General features: G+C 42.3%; 23 protein-coding genes. 15 read left to right on the forward strand and 8 right to left on the reverse strand.

Features of this window, described 5'->3' with window-relative positions; all coding sequences use genetic code 11:
- The first annotated feature begins 21 nt into the window (after positions 1-21).
- The 4 genes from FTU70_RS08795 to FTU70_RS08810 all read left to right on the forward strand — a co-directional run bounded on the left by FTU70_RS08795 (position 22) and on the right by FTU70_RS08810 (position 6,361).
- A complete protein-coding gene (locus tag FTU70_RS08795) occupies positions 22-666 on the forward strand; it encodes a trimeric intracellular cation channel family protein (RefSeq protein ID WP_161419638.1) in 645 nt (214 codons plus the stop codon).
- 156 nt (positions 667-822) lie between these two features.
- On the forward strand, positions 823-2,142 hold the full coding sequence (locus FTU70_RS08800; protein ID WP_180060471.1) for an MFS transporter: 1,320 nt from the start codon (positions 823-825) through the stop codon (positions 2,140-2,142).
- Positions 2,143-2,316: 174 nt separating this feature from the next.
- Positions 2,317-4,536, forward strand: a complete 2,220-nt coding sequence (parC, locus tag FTU70_RS08805) for a DNA topoisomerase IV subunit A (protein ID WP_180060472.1) — start codon at positions 2,317-2,319, stop codon at positions 4,534-4,536.
- Positions 4,537-4,684: 148 nt separating this feature from the next.
- Positions 4,685-6,361, forward strand: a complete 1,677-nt coding sequence (locus FTU70_RS08810; protein ID WP_179996483.1) for an AMP-binding protein — start codon at positions 4,685-4,687, stop codon at positions 6,359-6,361.
- Positions 6,362-6,460: 99 nt separating this feature from the next.
- Here the strand turns inward: FTU70_RS08810 and FTU70_RS08815 are convergent, their stop codons facing one another.
- Positions 6,461-6,841, reverse strand: a complete 381-nt coding sequence (locus FTU70_RS08815; protein ID WP_180051991.1) for a hypothetical protein — start codon at positions 6,839-6,841, stop codon at positions 6,461-6,463.
- A gap of 104 nt (positions 6,842-6,945) precedes the next feature.
- Between FTU70_RS08815 and FTU70_RS08820 the strand changes: the two genes are divergently transcribed.
- Both FTU70_RS08820 and ppa read left to right on the forward strand, forming a co-directional pair.
- The gene (locus FTU70_RS08820) at positions 6,946-7,344 is read left to right on the forward strand and encodes an MAPEG family protein (RefSeq protein ID WP_096902243.1); all 399 of its coding nucleotides are present in this window, start codon (positions 6,946-6,948) and stop codon (positions 7,342-7,344) included.
- Positions 7,345-7,468: 124 nt separating this feature from the next.
- Complete coding sequence (gene ppa, locus FTU70_RS08825; RefSeq protein ID WP_004975651.1) at positions 7,469-8,005, forward strand: inorganic diphosphatase; 537 nt, start codon at positions 7,469-7,471, stop codon at positions 8,003-8,005.
- 99 nt (positions 8,006-8,104) lie between these two features.
- On the opposite strand, the gene FTU70_RS08830 is transcribed toward ppa, so the two are convergent.
- Entirely contained in the window at positions 8,105-9,418 is a 1,314-nt protein-coding gene (locus FTU70_RS08830; protein WP_180060473.1) for an OprD family outer membrane porin, read from the reverse strand.
- Positions 9,419-10,571: 1,153 nt separating this feature from the next.
- Between FTU70_RS08830 and FTU70_RS08835 the strand changes: the two genes are divergently transcribed.
- Positions 10,572-11,327: a TorF family putative porin gene (locus FTU70_RS08835; protein ID WP_373685337.1), complete on the forward strand. Its 756-nt coding sequence runs from the start codon at positions 10,572-10,574 to the stop codon at positions 11,325-11,327.
- Between the two features lie 154 nt (positions 11,328-11,481).
- Here FTU70_RS08835 and FTU70_RS08840 read toward each other — a convergent pair whose 3' ends face one another.
- Both FTU70_RS08840 and FTU70_RS08845 read right to left on the reverse strand, forming a co-directional pair.
- Complete coding sequence (locus tag FTU70_RS08840; protein ID WP_180060475.1) at positions 11,482-12,969, reverse strand: YifB family Mg chelatase-like AAA ATPase; 1,488 nt, start codon at positions 12,967-12,969, stop codon at positions 11,482-11,484.
- Positions 12,970-13,041: 72 nt separating this feature from the next.
- Complete coding sequence (locus tag FTU70_RS08845; RefSeq protein WP_096902239.1) at positions 13,042-13,269, reverse strand: accessory factor UbiK family protein; 228 nt, start codon at positions 13,267-13,269, stop codon at positions 13,042-13,044.
- 276 nt (positions 13,270-13,545) lie between these two features.
- Here FTU70_RS08845 and glnK point away from each other — a divergent pair, with 276 nt between their 5' ends.
- The 7 genes from glnK to FTU70_RS08880 all read left to right on the forward strand — a co-directional run bounded on the left by glnK (position 13,546) and on the right by FTU70_RS08880 (position 19,746).
- A complete protein-coding gene (glnK, locus tag FTU70_RS08850; protein ID WP_004650081.1) occupies positions 13,546-13,884 on the forward strand; it encodes a P-II family nitrogen regulator in 339 nt (112 codons plus the stop codon).
- Between the two features lie 62 nt (positions 13,885-13,946).
- The gene (locus tag FTU70_RS08855; RefSeq protein ID WP_167845702.1) at positions 13,947-15,356 is read left to right on the forward strand and encodes an ammonium transporter; all 1,410 of its coding nucleotides are present in this window, start codon (positions 13,947-13,949) and stop codon (positions 15,354-15,356) included.
- A 139-nt stretch (positions 15,357-15,495) separates the two neighbouring features.
- Positions 15,496-15,954, forward strand: a complete 459-nt coding sequence (gene nrdR / locus FTU70_RS08860; protein ID WP_096902237.1) for a transcriptional regulator NrdR — start codon at positions 15,496-15,498, stop codon at positions 15,952-15,954.
- A 36-nt stretch (positions 15,955-15,990) separates the two neighbouring features.
- Complete coding sequence (gene ribD / locus FTU70_RS08865; protein ID WP_180060487.1) at positions 15,991-17,094, forward strand: bifunctional diaminohydroxyphosphoribosylaminopyrimidine deaminase/5-amino-6-(5-phosphoribosylamino)uracil reductase RibD; 1,104 nt, start codon at positions 15,991-15,993, stop codon at positions 17,092-17,094.
- On the forward strand, positions 17,091-18,383 hold the full coding sequence (locus FTU70_RS08870; protein ID WP_004975669.1) for a DNA adenine methylase: 1,293 nt from the start codon (positions 17,091-17,093) through the stop codon (positions 18,381-18,383). The genes ribD and FTU70_RS08870 overlap by 4 nt, the downstream gene beginning before the upstream one ends.
- Before the next feature lie 34 nt (positions 18,384-18,417).
- Positions 18,418-19,077, forward strand: a complete 660-nt coding sequence (locus FTU70_RS08875; protein ID WP_104852910.1) for a riboflavin synthase — start codon at positions 18,418-18,420, stop codon at positions 19,075-19,077.
- A 123-nt stretch (positions 19,078-19,200) separates the two neighbouring features.
- Complete coding sequence (locus FTU70_RS08880; protein WP_180060476.1) at positions 19,201-19,746, forward strand: VTT domain-containing protein; 546 nt, start codon at positions 19,201-19,203, stop codon at positions 19,744-19,746.
- Between the two features lie 109 nt (positions 19,747-19,855).
- Here FTU70_RS08880 and FTU70_RS08885 read toward each other — a convergent pair whose 3' ends face one another.
- The 4 genes from FTU70_RS08885 to FTU70_RS08900 all read right to left on the reverse strand — a co-directional run bounded on the left by FTU70_RS08885 (position 19,856) and on the right by FTU70_RS08900 (position 22,737).
- A complete protein-coding gene (locus FTU70_RS08885; RefSeq protein ID WP_096901968.1) occupies positions 19,856-20,074 on the reverse strand; it encodes a hypothetical protein in 219 nt (72 codons plus the stop codon).
- A gap of 145 nt (positions 20,075-20,219) precedes the next feature.
- Positions 20,220-20,840 carry a hypothetical protein gene (locus FTU70_RS08890; RefSeq protein ID WP_004975677.1) on the reverse strand — a complete coding sequence of 207 codons (621 nt, stop codon included), beginning with the start codon at positions 20,838-20,840 and terminating at the stop codon, positions 20,220-20,222.
- Positions 20,841-20,888: 48 nt separating this feature from the next.
- Positions 20,889-21,296 (reverse strand): DNA polymerase III subunit chi, encoded by a 408-nt coding sequence (locus tag FTU70_RS08895; protein WP_131260997.1) that lies wholly within the window; start codon positions 21,294-21,296, stop codon positions 20,889-20,891.
- Positions 21,289-22,737: a leucyl aminopeptidase gene (locus FTU70_RS08900; protein ID WP_180060488.1), complete on the reverse strand. Its 1,449-nt coding sequence runs from the start codon at positions 22,735-22,737 to the stop codon at positions 21,289-21,291. The genes FTU70_RS08895 and FTU70_RS08900 overlap by 8 nt, the downstream gene beginning before the upstream one ends.
- Positions 22,738-22,895: 158 nt before the next feature.
- Here FTU70_RS08900 and lptF point away from each other — a divergent pair, with 158 nt between their 5' ends.
- Positions 22,896-23,996, forward strand: a complete 1,101-nt coding sequence (gene lptF, locus FTU70_RS08905) for an LPS export ABC transporter permease LptF (RefSeq protein ID WP_004975682.1) — start codon at positions 22,896-22,898, stop codon at positions 23,994-23,996.

Below are 23,996 nucleotides of genomic sequence, written 5' to 3' on the forward strand. Positions count from 1 at the left end.
TAGTGAAAGAAGGGCAAGTCCATGTTGTTGTTGGTCATTTACTTAATCGCGATTACCGCAGAAGCGATGACAGGCGCATTGTCTGCAGGGCGTCGCAGCATGGACTGGTTTGGTGTCACCTTAATTGCCTGTGTCACCGCATTGGGTGGTGGTTCGGTGCGAGATGTATTGTTGGGGCATTATCCGCTGACTTGGGTCAAACATCCTGAATATTTGGTGCTGACCTGTATTGCAGCTTTTATCACCATTTTAATTGCCAAGTGGATGCGTCATTTACGTTCCATTTTCTTGGTGCTCGATGCTTTAGGCTTAATTGGTTTCACTATTATTGGTTGTCAAATTGCTTTGGAAATGGGGCATGGCTTTGTGGTGTCTGCTGTTGCAGGCGTCTTAACAGGTGTGTCAGGCGGGATTCTGCGTGATATTCTGTGTAATGATGTGCCTTTGGTGTTCCGCCGTGAGCTATATGCCAGTATTTCTTTTGTGTCCGTGATTTGCTATTGGTTGTGTATCAAAATCGGTTTATCACTTGAATTAACTGTGATCGCAACACTTATTTTTGGTTTTACCTTGCGTTTGATTGCGATTTATTTTGGCTTAGAAATGCCTAAATTTATTTATCAGGACGATGATGAACATTCAGCATCCTCTAAAGATGAAACCTAATTGGTTATAAGAATTGTATTGAATATCTAAATAGAAGCGAACCGATCACTAGATCGGTTTTTTAATGCTATCCACATCCTGTCAATTCATAGTATAAAAATACAACAGCAGTTGTGTTTTAGCCCATATCCTTTTAGCCAACTTAAAGAGTGTGTTATGGATTTAGTTTCGCGTGTGCAACGTCTACCCATTGGAAAATTCCACTATAGCTTACTGGTGGTGATTGGTTTGGGCTGGATGTTTGATGCCATGGATACAGGACTGATCTCCTTTATTTTGGCAAAAATGGCAGAAGACTGGAGCATGACCCCTGCCGAAAAAGGCATGGTGGTGTCAATTGGCTTTGTCGGAATGGCCATTGGCGCAGTCTTTTCAGGTGGTCTGGCCGATAAAATTGGACGTAAAACTGTATTTGCCACCACCTTGGTGATTTACAGTCTAGCTACTGCCGCTTGTGCCTTTGCGCCGAATTTAACTTGGTTACTGGTCTTTCGCTTTATTGTCGGTTTAGGTTTGGGCGGGCAGCTTCCCGTAGCGGTGACTTTGGTCAGTGAATACATTCCTGCGCATGTGCGTGGGCGTTTTATTGTATTGCTGGAAAGTTTTTGGGGCTTGGGGTGGTTATGTGCGGCATTGGTTTCTTATTTTGTGATTCCAAAATTTGATTGGCATACAGCATTTTTAATCGGTGGTTTGCCTGCCTTATATGCCTTGGTTATCTGGAAAAAAGTCCCTGAATCTATCCCTTATCTGATCAATCGTGGTCGTATTGCCGAAGCACATGCACTGGTACAAAAGTTTGAGCGTCAATGTGGGGTAGAAGTCATTGAACAGATTGAAGTTCAGCCTGTTGCCGCCAAACAGCATATCTCATTTACCCAATTATGGTCGGGGCCATTTGCACGCCGTAGTTTAATGCTGTGGGTGATTTGGTTTGGCATTGTCTATTCCTATTATGGCATTTTCACTTGGTTGCCAAGTCTGTTGGTGCAGCAAGGCTACAGCATCGTACAGTCATTTGAATATGTGTTGGGCATGATTTTGGCGCAATTACCCGGTTATATTGCAGCTGCTTGGCTGGTCGAAAAATTAGGGCGCAAAGCCACACTAGCTGGTTTTATTGGCATGTGTGCCGTATCGGCTTATTTCTTTGGTCAGGCCGACAGTGTAGCGATGATCATGTTCTGGGGTTGTTTGATGTCGTTCTTCAACTTGGGCGCATGGGGTGTGCTATACACTTATACTCCTGAACAATATCCAACCAATATTCGTGCTTTTGGTTCAGGTTGGGCCTCGGCCATTGGGCGTGTGGGGGGGATTGTCGCCCCAATGGTGGTCACTCACTTAATGGTGATGCAAAATGGCTTTAGTTATGTCTTTATGATGTTTACTGCTGTTTTATTGGCCGTGGCTGTGGTGATTGTGGTATTGGGTGAAGAAACCAAAGGCAAAACGCTAGAGTCGATGGGTTTATAAAAGACAATTTGCCTATTATTATTTGGCATTGCATATTGGTTATAAAATGCATATTTTTAAGTCATAAGACACAAAATGTCGCAGAGCATCTGTACTAACTCTTGTGCAGGATGCAACTGCAACTTAGCATAAGCCCATTGATACAAAAACAAATGATTTAGGACGATAGGTTTTATGACAAACCTTGCGCATCATGCGACAGAAAACCGTTCCGTAGCAGAATTTACCGAACGTGCATACCTTAACTATGCCATGTACGTGATTATGGATCGTGCATTACCCCATATCAGCGATGGTTTGAAACCTGTACAACGCCGTATTGTGTACGCCATGAGTGAGCTTGGACTCAAGCACAGCGGCAAACCGAAAAAATCGGCCCGTACCGTAGGGGATGTATTGGGTAAATACCATCCACATGGTGATTCTGCTTGTTATGAAGCTATGGTGTTGATGGCGCAGCCGTTCAGTTATCGTTACCCATTTATTGAAGGGCAGGGCAACTGGGGGTCACCCGATGATCCTAAATCCTTTGCCGCCATGCGTTATACCGAAGCCAAACTATCGCAATATAGTGAAGTACTTTTGGCGGAATTGGGGCAAGGTACTTGTGATTGGCAAGATAACTTTGATGGCTCATTAAAAGAACCTGTCAATTTGCCTGCGCGTGTACCGAATATTTTGCTTAACGGCACCACAGGTATTGCCGTGGGGATGGCGACCGATATTCCACCGCATAACTTGCGTGAAGTGGTGAAAGGCACAATTGCCCTGATTCGCAACCCAAATTTAACCGATGAAAAAGTCGCAGAATATATTCCTGCACCAGATTTACCTACCAAAGCTGAAATTATTACCCCGCCTGAAGAATTGCTGAAAATGCAAAGTACAGGTCGTGGTAGTTACCGTATGCGTGCGGTGTACAGCATCGAAAAAAATGAAATCGTAATTACCGAATTGCCGTATCAGGTTTCGGGTTCAAAAATCATTACCCAAATTGCCGATCAAATGCAGGCGAAAAAACTGCCGTTGGTGAGCGATGTGCGTGATGAATCCGACCATCAAAACCCAACCCGTTTGGTGATTGTACTGCGTTCCAACCGTATTGATGCCGAAGCGGTGATGAGTCACTTGTTTGCCACGACCGATTTAGAATCGAGCTATCGTGTCAATATGAACATGATTGGCGCAGATGGTCGTCCGCAGGTGAAATCGATTCGTCGTATTTTGCTGGAATGGATTGAGATTCGAAAAAATACCGTCACACGCCGTTTGCAATATCATCTCAATAAAATCGAAAAGCGATTGCACATTTTGGCAGGTTTGCTGATTGCCTATTTAGATATTGATACCGTGATTCGGATTATTCGTGAAGAAGATCATCCTAAAGCCGAGTTGATGGCGCATTTTGGTATTGATGAAATTCAGGCTGAAGCCATTTTGGAATTAAAGCTACGTCATTTGGCTAAGCTTGAAGAAATGGAAATTCGTCGTGAACAAGAAGAATTAGAAGCACGCGCTGCCATTATTCGTGAACAATTGGCGAATCCTGAATCATTGAAAAATTTAATTATCAGTGAGTTGAAAGAAGACGCGAAAAAGTTTGGTGATGATCGTCGTTCACCAATTGTATTGCGTGCCGAAGCGACTGCGATTAATGAACAAGATATGCTACCTGCCGACCCTGTAACGGTGGTGTTGTCTGAAGCAGGCTGGATTCGTTGTGCCAAAGGGCATGAGGTCGATGCGGAAAATCTAAATTTCCGTGCGGGTGATCAATATCTCAGTCATGCACAAGGCAAATCCAATCAGCGCGTCTATATTTTAGATGATACGGGACGCAGTTATGCGTTGCCAATTAATAGCCTGCCTTCGGCACGTGGCTTGGGCGAACCATTAAGTTCAAAACTTGCTCCTGCCAGTGGTGTTGGCTTTAAACAATTGCTGATTGCCGATGATGAGACTGAAATTCTAGCAGCCAGCAGCAAAGGTTACGGCTTTAAAACGCAGGCCAAACAGTTAGATACCAGTGCCAAAGCAGGTAAAGCATTCCTGTCTTTGCCTGAACAATCGACAGTGATGAACTTGCAAATGATTGAACACGCGAGTCATGTTGCACTGCTCAGTTCAGCAGGGCGTTTACTGGTGATTGAGCTGTCAGAATTGCCAATTTTGAATAAAGGTAAAGGTAATAAATTGATACAACTTGAGGAAAAAGATCAGTTGGTGTCTATGTTGCCTTTAAGTTTAGATGAAGCAATTCAAGTATTTGCAGGACAGCAACAACTCAAACTCAAAGGCGACGATTTGCTGAAGTATGTGGCGAAGCGCGGCACGAAAGGTCATCTCTTACCACGCGGTTACCAAAAAGCAAATAAACTGTTAATTCAAAGATAATACTAGCGTTTTTTAAGCAAAATACGTTATATATGGTTTATATTCGTGAAAATGGATGCAATACGGGACATAAACAAGCAAAGAACGACGTCCTGTATTGAGAAAAACAGTTTAAAACTAAGGATTATTGATTGGAGAAATTGGCATTATGGAAAAGATTTGGTTTGCTGAATACCAAAAGACAGGGATTCCAGAAACTGTAGAACTGCCTGCAGAAAATACGTCACTCGTAGACATTTTTGAACGTAATTTCCAAAAATTTGGTTCACGTGATGCCTTTATCTTTATGGATAAGGTTTTAAGCTTTAGTGAACTAGAAGAAGCTAGCCGTAAATTTGCAACTTATTTACAAAGTTTAGGTTTGGCACCTGGCTCGCGTGTTGCGGTGATGATGCCGAACGTACTTCAATATCCTGTGGTTGCACTGGGGGTGTTCCGCGCAGGTTTAGTTTTGGTGAACGTGAATCCACTTTATACTTCGCGTGAGTTAGAGCATCAATTAAATGACTCTGGTTCTGAAGTTTTAGTGATTATTGAAAACTTTGCGTCCGTTTATCAGGCGATTATTGGTAAAACCCCTGTGAAGCATGTTGTTGTTGCTTCTGTGGGCGATATGCTAGGTGCATTAAAAGGCACGTTGGTGAATTTTGTTTTACGTTCAGTGCGTAAGCAAATTCCTGCATGGAACATTCCGGGTCACGTTAAATTTAACGCAGCAATGTCTAAAGTAAGCCCAAGCAACTACAAACGCCCAAGCTTAACTTTAAGTGATACGGCTGTGTTGCAATACACGGGTGGTACAACAGGTGTATCTAAGGGTGCAGAATTAACACACCGCAACCTTGTGGCAAACATGCTGCAATGTGATGGTATTTTCCAGAGTAAATTCGGTGCACAAGATGGTCAGCCAGATGACCGTATTTTCTGTGCATTGCCGCTGTATCACATCTTTGCATTCATGGTGTGTGCGCTTTACGGCATGTACAAAGGTCAGGCAAACGTCTTAATTCCAAACCCGCGTGACTTACCTGCGGTGATGAAAGAATTACGCAAATATCAACCAACTTTCTTCCCTGCGGTGAATACTTTATTCAATGCGCTTGTGAACAATGAAGAGTTTAAACAGCTTGATCACAGCAAATTGAAAATGGCGATGGGTGGTGGTATGGCCGTATTACCATCGACTGCTGAAGCATGGAAAAAAGTGACAGGCACTAACATCATTGAAGGTTATGGCTTGTCTGAAACTTCGCCAGTTGCAACGGCAAACCCGCCTGCATCTGAAGAATTCACTGGCACCATTGGTATTCCATTACCATTAACTGAAGTGGCTATTTTGGATGATGACGGCAATGAAGTTGCACTGGGTGAGCAAGGTGAAATTTCAATCCGTGGTCCACAAGTCATGAAAGGCTATTGGAACCGTCCAGATGAAACCAATAAAGTGATGATTAATGGTTTCTTCCGTACAGGTGACATTGGTGTTATGGATTCACGCGGCTATGTGAAAATTGTAGACCGTAAAAAAGACATGATTTTGGTATCAGGCTTTAACGTGTATCCATCTGAAATTGAAGAAGTGATTGCGAAGCATCCGAAAGTATTGGAAGTGGCTGCAATTGGTGTACCAGATGAAAAATCAGGTGAAGTGCCAAAACTGTTTGTGGTGAAAAAAGATCCATCATTAACCACAGAAGAAGTATTAGCATTCGCTAAAGAGAACTTAACTGGCTATAAACGCCCACGTTATGTGGAGTTTATGGATGAATTGCCAAAATCAAACGTAGGTAAAATCTTGCGTAAAGATTTGCGTAAAACTGCGTAATTCATTCTGCTCTGAAATAAAAGTGCCCCTGAAACTTCAGGGGCGTTTTTTATATGCTATAGAAAATAGATTGTTTCTTGTTCAACAAAGGCAAAAGTATTACTCTTTCATCAGCCAACGGTCAAAGTAACGACGCCCAACACCCACAATACCCAAGAAAATAAACATCGCACCAAATTGGCGGCTAAAACCTGATTGATTAAAACTGCCATAACTTAAAATATTATCAATTAAGCAATACACCACAATCACAATAATCCAGTGCCAGAGTGGTAAGCGCTTAATCCCCACTGCATAAAATGCCACCCAAAGCACAATGAAGGTAAAAATGGTCGACCATACGTTCATGTTGGCGCAAATTACCATCAATAAAAATGCCACAATAGGCAACACAATTTTTAAAACACGATCCACTCGCAGTTGATGTTGGCGCTGCTTTTCAAGTACATCTAACATTTCCTTTTGATCTGGGCTGACCATAATGGATCCTTTATATAATTGCTTAAAACATGCTATTTAACAAAATTTATTCAAGAAATGCCATGTTATGATAAGTTCTCAATACAGTTTATGAGAAAAAATTGATGCAAAGCATAAGTGGAATTGTTTATCTAATTATAATTGCTTGCTTATTGCCGTATGTCTTTGCTGTTGTCGCAAAAATGGCAGGTGGCTTTAAACGTGAAGATAACCAAAATCCACGTGAATTTTTAGCCAAAACCACAGGTTTTGCTGCACGTGCTAACGCCGTACAGCAAAACAGTTTTGAAAGCCTGCCTTTATTTATTGCTGCAGTGCTCATGGCGGAATATATGGTCATCCCACAAGTAGTGGTGATGATGTTTGGTATTGCTTATATTGTGCTGCGCATTATTTATGGAATTTGTTATTTAGCCAATTGGGCGACGCTGCGTTCAATTGTTTGGATGCTGTCTTTACTTTGTCCAATTTGTATTTTGCTGATGGTGATTAAACTGACCTGATCAAGTCATGTCTGAAAATATGTATTTTTGCCTTGCAGATGTATAATCGCGCAGTAATTCAGGACAGAAAACCGTTATAATTGACGCGGTTTTAAAAAGATTTAACTTGTTTAAGAGTGATGCTATGAGCTACAGCAATATCCCTGCGGGTAAAGATGCACCAAATGACATCTATGTGATCATTGAAATTCCTGCCAATGCAGCGCCAATCAAATACGAAATTGACAAAGATTCTGATGCATTATTTGTAGACCGTTTCATGGGTACAGCAATGTTCTATCCAGCGAACTACGGTTATGTGCCAAATACACTTTCATTGGATGGTGATCCGCTAGACGTATTGGTTGTGACCCCACACCCAGTAGAGCCAGGTTCTGTGATTCGTTGCCGCCCAGTGGGTAAATTGAACATGGAAGATGACGGTGGTATTGATGCGAAATTGGTTGCCGTTCCGCACGAAAAATTAACCCCAATTTATAAAGATGTTCAAGAATATACGGATCTTCCACCATTATTGATCAGCCAAATTGAACACTTCTTCCAGCACTATAAAGACTTAGAGCCAGGCAAATGGGTGAAGTTAAGTGGTTGGGAAGGTGCTGATGTTGCGAAACAAGAAGTATTGAACTCAATTGAAGGCTACAAAGCTGCAAATCCATAATTTGCGCGCAGTCTATTTAGCTTTCACATGAAAGCTAAAATATAAAAAACCTGCACAGAATATGTGCAGGTTTTTTATTGGGTTGGCTATTCCGAGAAATTAGAATAATTTCACAGGAATATCTAACCAGATACGCCATTCATTAGTTGAGCCAATACCTTCGCTGTTATTCACTTTTTGGTTATTGTAGCTACTACTTGAACGCAAGTAAGAGTAGCGTAAGCGTAAGCTCGCATCTTTAAATGCACCAGATTGAACGGTGTATTTCACTTGGTTGAAAAATTCATGTTCTTCAGCTTGATCAATAATTTCAGTTCGATTGTTGCGATCCGCAACATCAATATCCCAACCGTAAACAAATGCACTTGTCCAGTTCAAGCCAGGTAAACCGTGGTTTTTAAAGTTGTAGTTATATTGCAAGCCAACTGATTTTTCATCATTGCCGTTGAAATCAGATAAGTATGAATTTGGTACATAAATACTTTGTAGACCATCTGCATTGTATGCATAGTCGTAACCTGTATTGCCAGCATTATCTTGATAAGCCAGCATTACATTGTGAGCATCTTTATTATAGGTTGCCGAAACTCCCCAAATAGTGTTTTCACGGTCTGCAAGGTTATCTGTAGTATGTGAACCTGTGGCTGCACCAGCTTCCCACTGTGTGTTATAAGCCACAGCATCTAAGGTTACATTTGCATCGTTAGGTACAGCAAAGTTGTAATTTGCATTGGCATAGTGGCGTTCTAATTTATCTTTAACATCTACCCCATAATAAGAGGCATTAACTTGGTCGTTAAATTTGTATTTTGCACCCCAGAAAATAGCACTATCCAAACCTTGTTGGTCTGAGCTGATGTCATTTGACCATTGGTTTTTAGTAAATTTACCACCAATTAACGTCAAGTCTTTAATTTCGTTACTTTCAATATAAAGACCAGTGTAGTATTCAGGTGTTAAGCGTGCTGTATTGCTTGCAATTACTGGTATTTCAGATACTTGCGTACCATATTTAGCTGTTGTATTTGATACGCGTGCTTTTACATAAGCACCACCACGTGCCCAGTGGTCATAAGCAGAACCATCGTTGTGGACTGGAATCATTTGGTTGCCAGTATTTTTGTTTTCACCTAGTTTGAATGAAGCATCACCAATGATACCTGCACCAAAACCAACAATACCTTTAGTAAAGCCAGAATCTAGATTGATAATTGCTGTTTGTGCAAATGAACTGGTATCTGTATCAGGGGCTACATCTTTATAGTCACGAGTTAAATAACCTGTACGGAATAAAACCGAACCGTTTGCGTCTTCTACAAAGCCTTTAGATTCACTTTGTTCGCTAGCAAATGCAGTTGAAATAAGCGCTGCGTTGATCAATAACGCAAGTGTTAATTTTTTAGATTTCAGCATTGGGAGAGAGCCTCATGCAGTAAATGTGTAGTTGAAACGTAGCCGAATTGTATCGCTATTTAGGCGCGAAAATATCATTTTTAAGGTGCTTATGACACTAAAGTTAAGCATTTTTTCGATAAACTGTAGGGTCATTAAAAATATTGAATTTTTAAAAGTTTAATAATTATTTTAATTTTTAGTAAAAACATAAACATAATTTTAAATGAGCTGAACAGCTAGAATGGATGACTTGGGAGCAATACTTTAAGTTTTTTGTAAATTTTAGCCATAAAATCATCTTTGTTTAATATTTCAGCAGTTTAAGTTAATAGTTTATGGCGAAATAAGTAAGTAAAAACCTAAAATTTTATGTTTATTTCATCTTGTTAAGTATTTCTTCAAAAGTGCGGTTTTAAATTTAAGAATAGATAAGGTTGTATATTTTGGTTTTTATTTGAACTAAAAGTATAAAAAATAGAATGGTGTTGATGGGGTAACTAATAGTTTTTAGCTATGAGGTGTTTCATGTGAAATACGGTGTTTTATTTGTGCTGTTTTTGATGAATTTGACCCAGTAAGCATTTCTCTTTTTGCTAAATTTTTAAGTGTAATAACTTCAGAAGATATTGCATCGGCCTGTCACAATGCTGCTGAAATCTCACATTGGCTATTCGGTTTAACAATTTGAATGATATGCATGTTCTTGGTGCAAAAAAATTATTCGTATTCAAACAATATTTTTCTAGGCCAAACATGCTGTTCGCCCTTAATGGGAAAGGGGCTGTAAGCATATGAGTAATGACTTTGTCCCAGTTTTTAGTATATGCAAAGATGTGCGAATAAATGTTATTGCACTTTTTTAGGCAGTTTAAATTTGAGTTCTAAGTCAGGTACATCAAAAATGTTGCAATGTATTCTGTATTTACACGGTAAATATGACTTATACATCTATGTAAAAAGAATGAACAAAAGTGAGTTGTAGGCCATAGCGATGAAAATAAGAAATTTATTAATTTAAAAATAAATATAAATAACAATCATTTAGATGTGGTTGTGAGCCTATTCTGAGTATGGAAAATCTTGTTTTTTTGAATGTTGGCACACGGTTTGCAATCCTCCATGTGAGTTAAACAACAATAGACACAAGCATCTCATCAGATGCAGGGGGAAAATCATGAACATGGGATTTAAAACACTTTTTGCAGCAGCGATGATGGCAGCATCTGGTCTAAGCATGGCATCAGAATCAACTTCAGCATTGTCTTTTAGTGGTACTGTGGCAATGACCAGTGATTATCGTTTTCGTGGCATGACACAAACAATGAGTGATCCTGCGGTGCAAGCGGGTTTTGCGTTGAGCCATGATTCAGGCCTTTATGCTGGTGTGTGGGGTTCCAATGTCGATTTTGGTGGCACAGCGCATTTAGAACTTGACCCTTATTTGGGTTATGCCACTACTTTAGACAGTTTTGCCAGCAAGCCATTATTAGACGTGGGTCTATGGTATTACCTTTACCCAAGTGAAAGCGATTTAAACTGGCTAGAAGCCTATGCCAAATTAGGCTTTAGCGATGTAGGATTTAAAGATGCCAGCTTATTAACAGCCATTAACTACAGTAATGATTTCTTAGGTGGTGACACCGATGCTTGGTATTTCAATGCCACTTATACCGCACCCATTGGAAGTACCGGCTTTTCTGGGGTTGCTGGATTAGGTTACACCCAAGCAGATGACTTTGATTTTGGCGGTGGAAAAGACAGCTATGTAGATTGGAAAGTCGGTGTAAGCTATAACTTTGCTTCAGTTGAAGGTTTATCTGCTGAATTGGCTGCTGTAGGAACTGATATTGATACCGATGGTTTTTCGCATGCGGCAAAGCGTGGCGTTGAAACAGGAGCTGTATTTACTTTAACTAAAGCCTTCTAAAGATACGGCTACGACGATAAATAAAAGCTCCAGTTAGGAGTGAAACTTAAAACAATAAAAACAACTCGCCCATTGTACAGGCATGGCAATGGGCTATTTTCATCTCTTAGACTTTTAATCAGATTCTTAATCGAACTCTTAATTAGACTTTCAATCAGGCTTCATGGGCACGATAAGACAGTGCTTCACTCAAATGTGGACTTTGAATCTGTTCACTTTGGGCTAAATCTGCAATGGTGCGTGCCACTCGTAACACCCGATGATACGCACGTGCCGATAAGTTCAAACGCTGCTGCGCAATGGCTAAAATATTTTGCGCAGTATCATCTAAATGTGCAAATTGCTCTAATTGTTTGGGACTGAGCGCCATGTTTAAACACTCTTGGCGTTGCAATTGTCGTGTATATGCTTGAATGACACGGCTTCGCACGGTTTCAGAATTTTCCACTGGTCGGGTATCCTGTAATTCATGTGCTTGCAGAGGTGGAACATCAATATGTAAATCGATGCGGTCTAACAATGGCCCTGAAATACGATTTTGATAGCGTTTAATACTTTCTGTAGAGCATTGACAGCGCACGTCCTGATTAAAAGCATAACCACAGGGGCAGGGGTTCATTGCAGCCACCAATTGAAAGTTCGCAGGAAAGGTAATTTGTCGCGATGCCCGAGAAATCACAATTTCTTTAGACTCCAACGGTTGCCGCAATACTTCTAATACTTTCTTATCAAACTCAGGTAATTCATCTAAAAAAAGCACGCCTAAGTGCGCCAGCGTGATTTCGCCAGGTTTTGGATATGAGCCTCCACCGACCAATGCCACAGCAGAAGCGGTATGATGCGGCGCACGGAAAGGGCGTTGTCCAAAAGTATGCGGTGTGTTGGCGACTGAGTAGATACTCGCAACTTGTAAATTTTCTTGTAAATCTAAGGGCGGTAAAATACTGGCAAGGCGAGAAGCTAACAAGGTTTTACCTGTGCCTGGCGGGCCTTTAAACAACAAGGAATGTCCGCCTGCTGCTGCAATTTCCAAAGCACGTCTTGGGCGTAATTGCCCTTTTACATCTGCCAGATCAAAAGCCGATGCCGAGGGCAAAGGCTGGTTTGCTGTCGTGACTTTATGAAGTGGCTGATGTTGTGCCAAATGCTCGCAGACTTGTTTTAAGTGATTAGCAGCAAAAACTTCAAAGTCTGGTAATTGTGCGGCTTCTTGTGCATTTTGTTCGGGTAAAACCAAACAGTGCTGAGCCTGTTGGCAGGCAATCGCAATACTCAGCGTGCCTGTAGTCGGACGTAATTGACCATCTAAAGCCAGTTCACCAATAAATTCTAAACCATCGCTACTGTGTTCGGGTAGTTGACCTGACGCAATCAAAATGCCCAAAGCAATGGCAAGGTCAAGGCGAGAACCATCTTTGGGCAAGTCGGCAGGTGCTAAATTAATGGTCAGACGTTTGGTCGGAAATTGAAAACCACTATTAATAATGGCAGAGCGTACCCGATCTTTACTTTCACGCACGGCAGCTTCGGCTAGACCGACAATGGTTAAAGAAGGTAAACCTTGACTCAGATGGACTTCAACTTCAATTGCAGGGGCGTGCAAGCCGAGCAGCCCCCGCGTATACACTTTGGCAAAAGACATTTTTATGATGATCCGTTTTGGTGCGTTATTTTTATAATGTTTGTTTTTTGTTTTTATGCACTCAATTGGTGCTTATTTTTTGAGTTGAATTTTCTGTTCCAGTGCTTCAACCTGTTTTAACAATTCATTTAAACGTAAGTTGGCATTATTGAGCGCAGTACGTTGGCGGTCTAGCTCATCTTGCGAGACCAAATCCATTTTGGTGACCGCTTCATTGAGCAAAGCACGTAAATTATGTTCTAAATCTTTTTTAGGTTGTTCAACTTGTTCCAAAATGGCTTGTAATAAAGTTTCAATCATTGTTGTTTCCACAAAGATGGAGAAAATGGAGGCAGTGTAGCACTGGTCTTGAATAGACTATAGCATTTCAGACGAAATATGGATTTATTCGATGAGTAAAATCGTAAATCTTCTAGTAAATATGTCTATTTTTTGAAGATCACAACCATATAAATGTATAAAATAAGGTATAAAGAAAACTCATGTCACGGTTTCTAATTTCCCCCGACCTTAGAACTTTGGCATGGAATTTGAACATAAAACCTTACTGGTGAATTAAGCCGAAGGAAAACACACATGAAGCTCGTAACTGCAATTGTAAAACCCTTTAAATTAGATGATGTGCGTGAAGCATTATCTGAAATTGGTGTTCAAGGGATCACCGTAACAGAAGTCAAAGGCTTCGGTCGCCAAAAAGGTCATACCGAACTTTATCGTGGCGCTGAATACGTCGTTGACTTTTTGCCTAAAGTTAAAATTGAAATCGCAATTAGCGATGAAATGGTGGATTCGGTGATTGAGTCAATCACTCGTGTTGCTAGTACAGGCAAGATTGGTGATGGCAAAATCTTTGTTACTAACCTCGAACAAGTCATCCGTATTCGTACAGGTGAAACGGGTGCAGATGCTGTTTAAAAGATGGCACGAAGTTTGCTGAGTACCTAATAACTCACAAAAACAAAGGTCGGGGGACACAAATGAAAAAAATGCTACTCGCGCTGAGTCTATCAGGCGCACTTCTTGGTGGTTCTGTTGCTTGGGCTGAAGAAGCCGTAACAGCCACCGCACCAACTTCAGATGTTGCAGTGCTTGAAACTGCCGAAACATCTCCTATCGAAACAACAAATGCAACAGAAGTTGCAGCTGTAGCAGAAGTCAGCACGCCCGAAGCTGCTGAACCTGAAGCTGTATTAGATACAGGCGATACCGCTTGGATTTTAGTTTCTACCGCTTTGGTACTGCTCATGACCATTCCAGGTTTGGCACTGTTTTATGGCGGTATGGTGCGTAAGAAAAACGTTTTAAACACGATGGCTTATAGCTTTGTAGCAGCAGCCGTGGTCAGTATTGCCTGGGTGGCAGTGGGCTATAGTTTGGCTTTTGGTGAAGGTAATGCCTTTATTGGTGGTCTAGACAAAGTCATGCTGGCAGGCATTGGTACCGATGCGCTCAGTGGCAGTATTCCTGAAATTCTATTTGTGATATTTCAAATGACCTTTGCCATCATTACTGTGGCAATTATCAGTGGTTCAATTGCAGAACGAATGAAGTTTGGTGCCTTTGTTGCCTTTATCGCGATTTGGGTGGTCGTGGTCTACGCACCAATTACCCACTGGGTATGGGGTGGTGGTTGGTTAGGCAATGATGGTGCTCTCGACTTTGCTGGTGGTACTGTTGTTCATATTAACTCGGGTGTTGCAGGTTTAGTTGCTGCATACATGTTGGGCAAACGTATGGGCTTGGGCCGTGAATCTATGGCTCCGCACAACCTGACTTTGACTGTACTGGGTGCAAGTTTACTCTGGGTGGGCTGGTTTGGTTTCAACGGTGGTTCTGCTTTAGGTGCCAATGGTGCAGCGGGTTATGCCTTAGTTGTGACTCAAGTGGCAGCCGCAGCCGCAGCAATTGCATGGCTTGTAGCAGAAAAACTGGTACGTGGTAAAGGTTCTGTATTAGGTGCTGCATCGGGTGCTGTAGCAGGTTTGGTGGTGATTACTCCAGCAGCAGGTTTTGTGACTGTTGGTGGTGCATTAGCGATGGGTTTAATTGGTGGTGTGGTATGTTTCTGGGGTATTACTGCCTTAAAACGCGCCCTGAAAGCTGATGACTCTCTAGATGCCTTTGGACTACATGGTGTAGGTGGTATTGTTGGTGCAATTTTAACAGCCTTCTTTGCCAGCGAGTTTATTATGGGCGATGCTGCACCAAGCAACTTGATGAGCCAACTTTGGGTGCAAGTTGAAGGTGTGTTAGCGACCATTGCTTACTCTGCTGTACTGACTTTCATCATCTTAAAAGTAATTGATCTAACCATTGGTATTCGTGTGGCTGCAGAAGATGAGCGTATGGGACTCGACTTAAGCCAACATGGTGAACGTGTAGAATAATCTAGACAGTACATAATCAATATATTGTGTAAAACAGCCCTTCGGGGCTGTTTTTTTTCTATATGTTGCGTAAAACTCTACAAAGTTTGGAATTTTTGCTACACTGCATTTTCATTCAAATTTGTGCAATTAAACCGCTATGCATTGTCCATTTTGCAACACTGCAGACAGTAAAGTGATTGACTCACGTTTGGCGGCAGAAGGCTGCCAAATTCGCCGACGTCGTGAGTGTATTGGCTGTGGTGAACGCTTTACCACCTTTGAAAGTTATGAAGTGGTTATGCCACGGGTGATTAAATCCGATGGTAAAAGTGAGCCTTTCGATGAAGCCAAGTTACGTCGTTCGTTAATGCATGCTTTGCAAAAACGTCCCGTGACCCAAGAGCAAATTGAAACGGTACTCAGCGACATCCAATTACAAATTCGCCGTTTGGGAGAGCGTGATGTGAAATCACGTACCATTGGTGAGGTTGTTATGCAGGCTTTATTTGCATTGGATCATGTTGCTTATGTACGTTTTGCCTCGGTGTATCAAGACTTTCAGGATGTCGAAGCATTCCGTCGCCAAATTGAACAAATGCAGTCGCGTGAGCAATAAAGCGCAATGCCATCATCTATTCCACAGCAACCATCCATGATTGAACTCAATACTGACGCGCAACCCGATGATCTTTTTTGGATGCGTCGTGCCATTGAACTGGCACGTTTGGGGCAATACAGCACTAAGCCAAATCCGAACGTGGGCTGCGTTATTGTTAAAGATGCCCAATTATTGGGCGAAGGTTTCCATCCTCGTGCAGGACAGCCACATGCCGAAGTCTTTGCTTTGCGTCAGGCCGCTGAACAAGCGCAGGGTGCAACTGCTTATGTGACTTTGGAACCTTGTGCACACTATGGGCGCACACCACCATGTGCCAAAGCCTTGGTCGATGCAGGCGTGGCTAAAGTGGTTGTGGCTTGTCCAGACCCGAATCCATTGGTGGCAGGTAAAGGCGTTCAGATTTTACAGGATGCAGGTATTCAGGTTAGCGTGGGCGTGGCAGAAGCTGAAGCAGCGCAGTTAAATGCAGGCTTTTTAAAAGCCATGGCTACAGGCATGCCTTATGTGCGTTTAAAAATTGCTTCTAGTTTGGATGGTCGTACGGCAATGGCTTCGGGTGAATCCAAATGGATCACAGGCACGGCTGCACGTGCCGATGTGCAGCATTGGCGGGCAATTTCTGCTGCAGTATTAACGGGGATCGACACGGTACTGGCCGATGACTGTCTGCTTAATGTACGCCATTTAGAGGGTGTAGATGACATCCACAGCGTAGTACAACCTAAACGGATTATTTTAGATCGCCAAGGTCGTTTGCCTTTGAGCGCACAAATTTTGCAGCAGCCTGAAACGGTGATGGTGATAGGACCATATCGTGCAGAGTTGGCTGCTTTGGGCGTGTTACAATTGGAACCGCAACCTTTAGCCACCTTACTTGCCCAATTGGTACAGCAACATCAAATTTATGATGTATTGGTTGAAGCGGGAGCAACCTTATCGACTGCTTTCTTACAGGAAGGTTGGGTCGATGAAGTGATCAGCTATGTGGCACCTACATTGTTAGGGCGCTCGGCTCGTGCCATGTTTAATGCAGAATTTGAACAGATGGCAGAGCAACTTCGATTTAAACTTTGCGATGTCACTCAATTGGGTGATGACGTGCGCCTTAGGTTAATTCCTTCTCAAGAGACACTATGAGTTCAGAGTCAACGGTTTATCACAAACGTCGTCATGCGGCACGCACCACTGATGAATACTTATTCCATCAGTTAGTGCCTTATTTGGGCAATAAACGCCGTTTACTGCATCTGATTTTAGAAGCACTTGAACAGACAGGAACGCTACATCCTAAAAATGGTCGTGCACCAATTTTTGCCGATTTTTTTGCAGGTTCAGGAGTGGTATCACGTTTGGCGCGTCAAAATGGTTATCGGGTGATTGCCAATGACTGGGAACCGTACAGCCATGCCTTAAACCATGCGATTTTGGCCTGCACTGAAGCACCTGCGTTTAAAGAATTAGGCGGCTATCAAAAAGCCATTGATTATTTGAACCGTTTGCCTGAAGTCAAAGGCTGGGTGACGCATAATTTGTGTCCGCGCAATGACGAAATTTATGACCCAAGTCGTGACCGTTTATTCTTTAAACGTCGTAACGGTATGCGCATAGATGCGATTCGTCAGCAAATTGCTACGTGGCAAGCGCAGGGTGCCATTGATGATGTTGAGATGTCGGCATTGTTGGCGCCGTTGTTGTACTCTGCCAGTTTTGTCAGTAATACCAGTGGGGTGTTTAAAAGCTTCCACCACGGCTGGGGTGGCAAAACTCAAACTGCACTCGAACGAATAGAATCATTATTGTGGCTCACGCCAAGTCGTTTTTGTGACATTGGTGAACCAAATAAACCTGCTGCAGAAATGTGGTGTGTCGATGCACAGCATCTTGCCAATCAAATGAGTGGTTTTGAGGTGGATGTGGCTTATTTAGACCCACCGTATAATCAACATGCTTATAGCAGTAACTATCATGTCTTAAATGCCTTAACCTTGTGGGATCAGGTCGATTTACCAACCCCAGACACCAAAGGCTTTAAAAGTGGTATTGACCGTGCATGGCGCAAAGAACGTCCAAGTCCATACAACTCATCTAAGTACGCCAAAGAGGCGTATGAAACCTTATTGGACACCATTAATGCACGTTTTATTCTGACCAGTTATTCTACCGATGGTAATATTAGTGCCACAGACTTGTTGCAAGCCAATTTAAAACGCGGTCGAGTGACGTTATTGACGCAAGATGTTCCGCGTTATCGCGTGAGTAAACAGCGTCAGTCCGAGCGTGCGCGCGTGCTGGAATTTATTGTGATTACCGATACGCATGCCAAGTCAGGCCCACCTATTCGCCAGTTGTTAGGGCAACTTTACCATTTTGCAGAATTGGGTGGTGTAGATACCTCAGGTGTGAGTACCCAATTGGCGTTGTGGTAAATCCACAAATCCTCAGTGAATGAGAGAAAAGATTATGTTTACAGGCATTATTGAAAGTTTAGGTAAAGTAGAAAGCCTGCAAAGTGTGGGCGGTGATGTACGTTTGCGTATTCAGACAGATTTAGATATGTCAGATGTGCATTTGGGGGATTCAATTGCCACCAATGGTATTTGCCTGACTGTGATCGAGTGGGGCGACAATTGGTATGCCGCAGATGTGTCCCGTGAAAGTTTGAACCGTACCACTTTAGGCACATGGAAAGTGGGTCAGCCTGTCAATGTCGAAAAAGCCATGTTGCCGACCACACGTTTTGGTGGACATATCGTAAGTGGCCATGTTGATGCAGTCGGTGAAATTACGCTGGTACGTGAAGATGCACGTTCAATTTACTATGAAGTGACTGCACCTGCAGAAATTGCCAAATATTTGGCAGAAAAAGGTTCGGTGACCGTCGATGGCATCAGCCTGACCATTAACCATTTACGCGGCAGTGTTATCAGTCTGAATTTAATTCCACACACGGCAGAGCGTACCAATATTGGCACATGGAAAGTTGGCAGCAAGGTCAATTTAGAAGTGGATGTCTTGGCGCGTTATATTGAGCGTTTGCTCTTGGGTGATAAAGCTGCAGAAACTACGCAGCAATCTAAAATTAGCATGGAATTCTTGGCTGAAAATGGCTTTTTAAAATAAGCACAGAGCCGAATGAAATTTAAACAGTCTGATTGAAAAATTAGACTGTTTTTTTGTTTTTAGGGATAATTAAAAAGATAAAGATGTTTTTTTCATCATAAACACCCCTTTGGTTTAATGTAGATGATTGATTTTTTAATGAATTTGGAACACTGGCTGCCATTATTACTCGATAATTATGGTCTGTGGATCTATGCCATTTTGTTTCTGATTATTTTTGCAGAAACAGGTTCTGTGTTCATGTTCTTTTTACCAGGCGATAGTTTGCTGATCGCAATTGGTGCCTTGTGTTCCACCACCGATGTGGTGCATTTGCACTATATGGGGATTTTACTTTTTGTCGCTGCGGTCTTGGGATATAGCGTCAACTATTACACTGGACGAATTCTAGGGGTGAAGTATTTTCATCAACATTCACGTTATTTCAAACCTGAATATATTGTCAAAACCAACCATTATTTTATGAAACATGGTGGCAAAACTATTTTAATGGCGCGTTTTATACCGTTTGTTCGTTCATTTGCACCATTTGCTGCAGGGTCAGGGCACATGCCTTTGGTGACCTTTAGTTTTTATAATGTGGTGGGTGCTGCCGTATGGATTTTTTCTTTAATGGCAATAGGTTATGGCTTGGGTAATATTTTGTCTTGGTTGGGTGATTGGATTTAAATTCCTCATTTTTTCTATTTTCTTCTTCTAAATCCACCGCGATAACTAAAAAAGTGGATTGATGGCCACAAAAAAAGCCCACCGTGTGGACTTTTGATATTGTTCAGTTTTAGTGTTTGGTGACAATTAATTCTGTGCCACCCAAGCGCGGGCTAAAAGTATCGTTACTTTGAATTGAAAACTCACCCTTTTCCGCTTCTTTAGACAAGTACATGCTTAATGATTGGAAATCTGCACGACTGATCCATAAATCCTGAGCACGAATACTCCACTGTTCGCCCGCATTAAGATGGTCGATTTTGCCTGAAATTTTCGTCAAGATATCCATTTGAAACCCATGATTACAAAAGTCATTTAAAGGAGATAAAAGTTGAGAATTCAACTTTTTCTGGATGATTATCATGTGACAAAATTATTTCATTTTGATGACATTGGGTTTAAGACTTTGGGCTAATTGGGGATAAAAAGTAAAATTATTCTTTAGAAAAATTTGAATTTTTTAAGATATAGTCAATTTCTTCTTGGGCTGCAGCATGTAGTCGCGCACGAAAGATCGTTACCGCCTGCTCAATTTGAGTTTCGGCTTCTAGCTCTAAACGCAAACGTACACTTTCAAGTTCAGAAACAATTTGATCATCACTTACCGCAGTTGCGGCTTGATTAAAAGTCACTGCAGGTAATTCAGGATTTTGCTCATAACGTGCAGTATAGTTTGAAATTTCCTGATCCAGACTTTGACGCATCAACTCAAGTGCTTGAGTTTGTTCTGCAAAGCGTTGCGCTTCATCTTGCTGTAGCTGTGCAGCATAAGCGGCTTGTTCTGCACGTTGCTGTTCTAATTTGAGTTCGAGTGCCAATTGGCGACGTTGCCGTGCTTCTTCAATCAAACGTGCTTTCAGGTCAGCATAGGCTTGTTCAATTTTTTCCTGTGATTGTTGCTGAGCGCGCTGATCTTCTGCAATCCAGTTGTGTAATTGCGTTTCAGGTTGCAAGACCTCACAAATTCGATGCAGATCATCCATAAATGTCTGGCGCACAGCCTGAGGCGCGGTTAACCAGCGCTGTTTAAAATCTGAGCCGACATTTAAAGTCACCGCATCTCTCCTTATTTTGAGCAGTATTTTTAAAAAAACGTTTTAAAATTAAAGCTTAAACGTCTGTGGTTCTATGCCCAAACGTCGATATTGTTTAAATTTTTCACGTCCAAGCACTTTAGCTGCTTCGTGATTTTCAATAATCTCAATAATGTGACTAAATTTTGCATAGGCTTCAAGTGCCTGACTGTTAAAATTAAACACAATCCAGTCCGATTGCTGCGGTAATTCGGCAGAAATACATACGCTGGCCTGTGTTTGGTTAATGCCATGTGGAATAAAGCTGCTGGCATCAAAACTCCACAGACGCTCATCCAATATTTGCTGTAACTCTGGATCAGGGCAATGCAGCCAAATGCGTGCCTGCTGCCGCAAAATTTTGCGGCATAAACGGCAAGTGCTTTCCACTTGCCGTTCAGGACTTTTTTCAAACAAATAAAAGCTAACTTTAGCCATTATTGCTTGCACGTTGTGCGAGGAACTGCATCAATAACGGTACAGGACGACCTGTTGCGCCTTTATTGCTGCCTGAATTCCATGCAGTGCCTGCAATGTCTAGATGCGCCCAGCGATAGTCACGGGTAAAGCGTTGCAAGAAGCATGCTGCAGTAACTGAACCTGCTTTAGGCCCACCAATATTGCCAATATCGGCAAATGGTGAATCCAGTTGTTCTTGGTAATCGTCAATCACGGGCATACGCCATACACGGTCAAATGCAGTGTGTCCCGCAGCATCCAATTCCGCCGCAAGTTCATCATCTGGGGTAAACATGCCTGTCAGTACCGAACCGAGTGCAACCACGCAAGCGCCTGTTAAAGTCGCAATATCAATCACCAAAGCAGGGTTGAAGCGTTTCACATAGGTTAGGGTATCGCACAGCACCAAACGACCTTCGGCATCGGTATTTAAAATTTCGATGGTTTGGCCGCTCATACTGGTCACAATATCACCCGGGCGAGTGGCTTTGCCTGACGGCATATTTTCTGCAGCGGCAATCGTGCCGACCACATGGATAGGTAAACGTGCTTCACACAGCGCGCGCATGGTGCCTAAAACTGAAGCAGAACCACACATATCAAATTTCATTTCATCCATCCCTAAGCCGGGTTTGAGTGAAATGCCGCCTGTATCAAAGGTGATGCCTTTACCAACCAATACCACAGGTGCTTCATCACGCTGTGCTTGGTATTCGAGGCTAATGATGCGTCCTGGACGGTCTGAACCCTGACTGACTGCAAGGAAAGCACCCATGCCCAATTCCGCTATTTCTGCTTCATCTAAAATGGTGACTTTGAGTAGGTCTGGATATTCTGCCGCAAGTGCTTGGGCTTGTTCTGCCAAATATTCAGGGAAACAAATGTTGCCCGGACGGTTGCCCAAGTCGCGTGCCATGTTTTGCCCCGATTGCATGGCTTCAATCAATTGAAGTTGATCTGCGCTGAGTGGGCTGTTATTGGCAATGAAATGGATTTGTTCAAGCTGAAATTCATTCTTTTTGCTTTTGTATTCATCAAAAGCATAGGCTGCTTGGGTCAGGCTGAGTGCAAATACATAATGCAGCTCGCTAGGCAGGGCAGACAAGTCAATGCTGATCTGTTTAAATTTTTTTTGTGAAGATTTGATAATGCTTTGTGCAATTTTTGCCAGCTTTGCGGCTGGTAATTCTTCGGTTTTACCCAAACCGATCAGGTTGCTATTGGCGCATTCAGCAACGCTAGCCACCAAACTTAAACTTTCATTAAAGCCTGCTTTAAATTGTGTCGCTTGAATAATGCTGTCTAAATCCTTGATTTGATAAGAAGCAGTTGCCTGTGGCACCTGTTCTGCAGCCACTAAAATTGACAAAGATTCACTCGCGCTGTGTTCTTGGAATGCGGGACTTAAGCTAAATTTAATCACTGGATTTTATGCCTATCTAAATGTGCAAACTATGCAACCATTGAAACATTTTTATGCGTCGAGTTTCAATGTATAACAAGGCGATAGGTTTTATATTTTCAACATTCAGGTAAACTAACGCGAATTGGATTCCCTCACATTTTGGAAGAAATAATTTGATTATTCGGCGTTATTTGGTCAAGCAAGTTGTGTCGACATCCTTGGTTGTGATTGCCTTACTGACTTTGATCATGATGGGTGGTCGCTTGATCAAGTATTTTGGCGTGGCGGCACAAGGGCGTCTGGATGCGAGTATTTTATTCAGCATCATTGGCTATCGCTTGCCTGAATTTTTGACGCTGATCTTACCTTTGGGTTTCTTTATTGGCTTGATGTTGGTATTTGGTCGTTTATATGTCGACCATGAAATGGCAGTGCTCAACAGCAGTGGCGTGAGTCGGCATCAATTGGCACGTTTATTGGTGCCAATGACGCTGGTATTTCTAATTGTCCAAGGCTTTTTAATGCTGTGGGCATCACCGTGGGGACTGCGTCAGTTTGAAGCATTGACCACCAGTCAGGCAGTACGCACAGGTTTTGATTTGGTGCGACCCAAAGAATTTATTTCTTCAGGGCCATATACCATTTACGCAGGCGATCTGTCCGAAGATCGTAAAAACCTGAAAGATATTTTCTTTTATCAACGTGCAGAAAAAGCAGGTCGTCCTGATGTCATGATTCTGGCAAAAGAAGCGACACGGGTAGAGCTGGAAAATGATCCTGCCAATGTGGTGGATTTGGTCGAAGGGCGTCGTTATGAAATATTTCCGGGCACAGCCAAATATTCACAGGCAGAATTCCAAAGTTATCGTTTACGTTTAGAGAATGACAAAGAAGCTAAATTTGAAAGTGCCGAAGTAGAAGCCTTAACCACCTCGCAACTTTGGAAAAACCGTGCAGACCCTGTGGTCGCAAGTGAACTGGGATGGCGTATTTTTGTGCCTTTTGCGATTGTGGTGGCGTTGTTTTTAGCCGTGGCATTGTCAGAAGTTAGTCCGCGTCAGGGGCGTTATTTAAAACTGTTTCCTGCCTTGTTAATTTTCGCCAGTTTGATTGTGGCGCTCATGGCGGTTAAAACCCGTATCAGCAAACAAGAAATGGGCATGATTGCTTATCCGTTGGTGTTGTTGGCTTATGCGATTGCGGCAGCCTTGTTCTCACGTAAACAAAAACTAGCACCTAAAATTAAGCAGCAAATTCAGCGAGTGAGGTCTTAA

The sequence above is a fragment of the Acinetobacter sp. YH12135 genome, assembly GCF_013418565.1.
Classification (GTDB): domain Bacteria; phylum Pseudomonadota; class Gammaproteobacteria; order Pseudomonadales; family Moraxellaceae; genus Acinetobacter; species Acinetobacter towneri.

Bases quoted from the DNA above. Each gene is read 5' to 3' on its own strand.
- FTU70_RS08845 (WP_096902239.1), bottom strand. From the start codon at position 13,269: ATGATTGAAACTTTATTACAAGCCATTTTGGAACAAGTTGAACAACCT.
- FTU70_RS08880 (WP_180060476.1), top strand. From the start codon at position 19,201: ATGATTGATTTTTTAATGAATTTGGAACACTGGCTGCCATTATTACTC.
- FTU70_RS08885 (WP_096901968.1), bottom strand. From the start codon at position 20,074: ATGGATATCTTGACGAAAATTTCAGGCAAAATCGACCATCTTAATGCG.
- FTU70_RS08820 (WP_096902243.1), top strand. From the start codon at position 6,946: ATGCAAAGCATAAGTGGAATTGTTTATCTAATTATAATTGCTTGCTTA.
- FTU70_RS08855 (WP_167845702.1), top strand. From the start codon at position 13,947: ATGAAAAAAATGCTACTCGCGCTGAGTCTATCAGGCGCACTTCTTGGT.
- glnK (WP_004650081.1), top strand. From the start codon at position 13,546: ATGAAGCTCGTAACTGCAATTGTAAAACCCTTTAAATTAGATGATGTG.
- FTU70_RS08895 (WP_131260997.1), bottom strand. From the start codon at position 21,296: ATGGCTAAAGTTAGCTTTTATTTGTTTGAAAAAAGTCCTGAACGGCAA.
- nrdR (WP_096902237.1), top strand. From the start codon at position 15,496: ATGCATTGTCCATTTTGCAACACTGCAGACAGTAAAGTGATTGACTCA.
- FTU70_RS08795 (WP_161419638.1), top strand. From the start codon at position 22: ATGTTGTTGTTGGTCATTTACTTAATCGCGATTACCGCAGAAGCGATG.
- ppa (WP_004975651.1), top strand. From the start codon at position 7,469: ATGAGCTACAGCAATATCCCTGCGGGTAAAGATGCACCAAATGACATC.
- FTU70_RS08815 (WP_180051991.1), bottom strand. From the start codon at position 6,841: ATGGTCAGCCCAGATCAAAAGGAAATGTTAGATGTACTTGAAAAGCAG.
- FTU70_RS08810 (WP_179996483.1), top strand. From the start codon at position 4,685: ATGGAAAAGATTTGGTTTGCTGAATACCAAAAGACAGGGATTCCAGAA.
- ribD (WP_180060487.1), top strand. From the start codon at position 15,991: ATGATTGAACTCAATACTGACGCGCAACCCGATGATCTTTTTTGGATG.
- FTU70_RS08875 (WP_104852910.1), top strand. From the start codon at position 18,418: ATGTTTACAGGCATTATTGAAAGTTTAGGTAAAGTAGAAAGCCTGCAA.
- FTU70_RS08800 (WP_180060471.1), top strand. From the start codon at position 823: ATGGATTTAGTTTCGCGTGTGCAACGTCTACCCATTGGAAAATTCCAC.
- parC (WP_180060472.1), top strand. From the start codon at position 2,317: ATGACAAACCTTGCGCATCATGCGACAGAAAACCGTTCCGTAGCAGAA.
- FTU70_RS08870 (WP_004975669.1), top strand. From the start codon at position 17,091: ATGAGTTCAGAGTCAACGGTTTATCACAAACGTCGTCATGCGGCACGC.
- FTU70_RS08830 (WP_180060473.1), bottom strand. From the start codon at position 9,418: ATGCTGAAATCTAAAAAATTAACACTTGCGTTATTGATCAACGCAGCG.
- FTU70_RS08840 (WP_180060475.1), bottom strand. From the start codon at position 12,969: ATGTCTTTTGCCAAAGTGTATACGCGGGGGCTGCTCGGCTTGCACGCC.